Genomic DNA, 3977 nt, shown 5'->3' with positions numbered 1-3977 from the left:
TAGCAAATGCCGAGTATTGGCACTCCTAAGTCGAATACAATTTTCGGCGCTCTGGCTGAGTCATCCGTTGTGACTGTATCTGGTCCGCCCGAGAGGATAATGCCTTTTGGGTTGAAATTTTTAATAAAGTCTATATCTACATCGTAAGGAAATAATTCACAGTACACGCCAATCTCACGCACGCGACGCGCAATCAACTGGGTATATTGAGAGCCAAAATCAAGAATAAGGATTTTATCGCTGTGAATATTTGTCATAATAGTGCCATTAATTTAATCGATTTATAAGCTACGTATTTTAATGAAAATTTTAGACCGCTACATTGCTAAAACGTTGTTTAAGTATTCTTTGTCTGTGATGTCGATATTGGTTGGCGTGTTTGCTTTTTTTAAATTTTTAGAAGAGGTAGATGATATTGGTCGTGCTGGTTATACGCTAATTGATGCACTAATCTATATTGGCTTAACCTTGCCATCTATTGCTTATTTGCTATTTTCATTAATTATTTTATTGGGTGTTATTTTAAGTTTGGGTAGTCTGGCGGCGAATAGTGAACTGGTGGTAATGCGCAGTACTGGGTTGTCAATTATTGATATGACTAAGTCCGCCCTTAAAATTAGCCTAGTTTTTGCATTGGTCATGATTCTTATTGGGGAATTTTTAGCGCCTATTGCTTCAAATTACGCTAAAAAATATCGAGCCGAGGCTATGGGTCAAAAAATTGTTGATGTTAATCAACAAGGCTTTTGGATAAAAGATGGCCAACATATTATCCATGTTGATAAAAATATTAATGGTAATCAGTTTAAAGATGTGACATTGATAAAGTTAAAATCTTCAAAAAATCTAGACTCTGTGACGCACAGCCAGCAAGCGAGTTTCGATGGTAAAGTAGTCGATATGCGCGCCTCTAAATCATATCAAATTGATCAGAGTGGTCAATTTTCCATTGTTGATAAACAAGAGTTGCCTCAATTATCAACCCAAGTGGCATTTGATCAAGAATTTCTTAAATCATTAAAAAAAGAGCCAAAAGAGTTGTCTACTTGGCAATTGTTTAAGCAGATTAGCTACTTAGCAAGTAACCAGCTTTCTGCGGATAGCTATGAGGTGGAATTGTATAATAGGCTGGCGAAACCAGTAACCTTGGTTGCAATGATTGTCCTTTCGATCCCTTTTGTATTTGGATCATTGCGAGACGCCTCCCTGGGAAAGAAAATTTTCTTAGGCGTTGTGATTAGCTTGTTTTTCCAATTGGCGGCCAATATTGGCGCTCAATTTTCATTGTTATATAATTTAAATCATTTTTTGGTGGCTTTTACTCCCACTCTAATTGTTTTTGCCTTTGCACTGATTAATTTAAAGCGCATTTCAGCTCGATAATATGGAAGAGGTAAAAACCCAGGTCGCCAAGCCAAAACTAAAAAAACCTAAAAAATTCCAAGTGTTGCTATTGAATGATGACTATACGACGATGGAGTTTGTGGTGGAAGTATTGAAGCGATTTTTCTCAAAAACTGAAGAGGCAGCGAACGCCATTATGCTTAAAATCCATATGGACGGTGAAGGAGTGTGCGGCTCGTATTCTCATGATATTGCTCAAACCAAGGTAACTCAGGTGACAGAATTTGCCAGAAATAACGAACAACCGCTGATGTGTGTTTTGCGTGAACTTAGCGATTAACTTATAATGAAACTATGATTGAATCAGGATTACAACAAGAGATTAACTTTATCATGACTCAGGCGCGCAACAATCGCCTGGAATTTGTTACTGTTGAGCATCTATTATTGGCTTTATTGAATATTGATGAAGTGGTTACTTTTATGCGCAATAAGCGCGTCAATATTGATGAAATTCGTGAAGAGCTAGAAGAATATATTGATTCTCATACACCATTAATTGCCCAAGATTCTGAATTGGATATTGTGCCGACAGTTGGCTTTCAGCGCGTCTTGCAGCGCAGTGTTTATCAAGCGCAATCAGCGCAAAAAAACACGGTTTATGCCATGAATGTATTGGTTAGTATTTTGTCTGAAAAAGAATCGCACGCGGTTTATTTGCTCAAGCTTAATAATATTTCTCGTCTAGAGGTGATGGAGGGTATTGCTAATCAAGAGCCTGAGAGTCTTGAAGAGGTAGAGCGGATTGAATCTGAGCCAGGTAAATCAAAACAGACCTCTTTGGAAAAATATACCGTTAATTTGTGCGAGAAGGCCAAATCAGGAAAAATCGACCCTTTGTTAGGACGCAAGGAAGAGGTATTGCGCACCGTACAAGTGTTATCTCGTCGCCGTAAAAACAACCCACTGTTCGTCGGCCAAGCAGGCGTAGGTAAAACAGCGATTGCCGAGGGTATTGCCAAGAAAATTGTGGATGGCAAAGTGCCAGAAGTTTTAAAGCAGGCGAGTGTTTATTCACTCGATATTGGCGTGCTTATTGCTGGCACAAAATATCGCGGTGATTTTGAAAAACGCTTAAAAGCCGTGTTAACCGATCTTAAGAAAATTCCACATGGTATTTTGTTTATTGATGAGATACACACCATGATTGGTGCAGGCAGTGTTTCGGGTGGATCACTCGATGCTTCTAACTTGCTCAAGCCCGCCTTGGCAGATGGCTCATTGCGTTGCATGGGTTCAACCACGGTTGAGGAGTTTCGCAAGGTGTTTGAAAAAGATCATGCGCTGACACGTCGTTTTCAAAAAATTGATATTGAAGAGCCGTCAGTTGCCGATACGGTTAAGATTTTGCATGGGTTGAAAAAATATTATCAAGACCATCACAAGGTTAAGTACTCAGCTGCAGCGTTAGAGTCAGCAGTTGAATTGTCACACCGTCATATGAATGATCGACGTCTGCCCGATAAGGCCATTGATGTGATTGATGAAGTGGGCGCTTTGCAGCAAATTCAGCCAAAATCAAAACGCAAAGTTAATATTGGTGTTGGCGATATTGAAAATATTGTTGCCAAACTTGCTCGCATCCCATCTCGTCAAGTAACCAGTGATGATAAATCACTGCTTAAGAATTTAGAAGCTGAGTTAAAGTTGGGTGTATTTGGCCAAGATAATGCGGTAGAGAGCTTGTCAACAGCTATTAAACTTGCACGTTCAGGCTTGTCACAAGATGACAAAACCATGGGCTCATTTTTGTTTGCCGGCCCAACTGGTGTTGGTAAAACAGAAATTTGTAAACAGTTGGCACGCATTATGGGTGTTAAGTTATTACGATTTGATATGAGTGAATATATGGAGCGTCATTCAATCTCTAAACTGATTGGCTCGCCGCCGGGCTATGTAGGCTATGAAGAAGGTGGACTGTTAACTGAGGCGGTTAATGCCAATCCTTATGCGGTATTGTTATTGGATGAGGTGGAAAAAGCCCATCCTGATTTATTCAACATTCTCTTGCAGGTGATGGATAACGGTAAAATGACAGATGCCAACGGTCGAGAAATTGATTTTAGAAATGTGATTTTAGTCATGACGTCAAATGTTGGCGCTCAAAGTGTACAGCGAGCCTCTATTGGTTTTAATGATCAAGATCATTCGCTGGATTATGCGGGCGAATTGAAAAAAACCTTCACCCCAGAATTTAGAAATCGTTTGTCTGAAGTGATTTATTTTAATTCGCTTAATAAAGATACGATTGTTTATGTGGTTAACAAATTCTTGTTTGAATTGGAATCCACGCTGGAAGACAAAAAAGTGTCACTCATCATTTCTGATGCTGCTAGAAAGTGGTTTGCTGATCATGGTTACGACGAGCAAATGGGCGCACGACCAATGTCACGACTGATTGAAAAAGAAATTCGAAAGCCGTTGGCTGATGAATTGTTATTCGGAAAATTAATTGATGGCGGCACGGTTAAAGTTGGTATTAAGAAAGATGCAGTCATACTTAACATTTCTTAAATGAAAATCTTAATAAGTAATGATGACGGTTATCAAGCCGAAGGTATACAAACATTAAC

The 3977-nt window shown here is 39.3% G+C and carries 3 protein-coding genes and 1 pseudogene; 3 read left to right on the top strand and 1 reads right to left on the bottom strand.

Annotation, left to right across the window (positions count from 1 at the left end):
- Nucleotides 1-257, bottom strand: a pseudogene (locus PSN35_RS02805) (GMP synthase (glutamine-hydrolyzing)); the annotation flags it as partial.
- Between the two features lie 43 nt (nucleotides 258-300).
- Here PSN35_RS02805 and lptG point away from each other — a divergent pair.
- From lptG to clpA, 3 genes are read left to right on the top strand one after another with little or no spacing between them, the layout of a single operon-like run.
- The gene (gene lptG / locus PSN35_RS02800) at nucleotides 301-1383 is read left to right on the top strand and encodes an LPS export ABC transporter permease LptG (RefSeq protein ID WP_300029127.1); all 1083 of its coding nucleotides are present in this window, start codon (nucleotides 301-303) and stop codon (nucleotides 1381-1383) included.
- A gap of 1 nt (nucleotide 1384) precedes the next feature.
- Entirely contained in the window at nucleotides 1385-1684 is a 300-nt protein-coding gene (clpS, locus tag PSN35_RS02795; RefSeq protein ID WP_300029124.1) for an ATP-dependent Clp protease adapter ClpS, read from the top strand.
- Nucleotides 1685-1698: 14 nt separating this feature from the next.
- Complete coding sequence (gene clpA / locus PSN35_RS02790; protein ID WP_300029121.1) at nucleotides 1699-3918, top strand: ATP-dependent Clp protease ATP-binding subunit ClpA; 2220 nt, start codon at nucleotides 1699-1701, stop codon at nucleotides 3916-3918.
- Nucleotides 3919-3977: the final 59 nt, after the last annotated feature.

The organism is Candidatus Thioglobus sp. (assembly GCF_028599055.1).
In the GTDB taxonomy this organism is placed as follows: domain Bacteria; phylum Pseudomonadota; class Gammaproteobacteria; order PS1; family Pseudothioglobaceae; genus Thioglobus_A.
The sequence above is the reverse complement of the archived record's forward strand: the minus strand, read 5'-3'. Positions and strand labels throughout refer to the sequence as shown.

What these genes read in the sequence shown, in the direction of transcription:
- lptG (WP_300029127.1), top strand. Translation starts at nt 301, where the DNA reads ATGAAAATTTTAGACCGCTACATTGCTAAAACGTTGTTTAAGTATTCT.
- clpS (WP_300029124.1), top strand. Translation starts at nt 1,385, where the DNA reads ATGGAAGAGGTAAAAACCCAGGTCGCCAAGCCAAAACTAAAAAAACCT.
- clpA (WP_300029121.1), top strand. Translation starts at nt 1,699, where the DNA reads ATGATTGAATCAGGATTACAACAAGAGATTAACTTTATCATGACTCAG.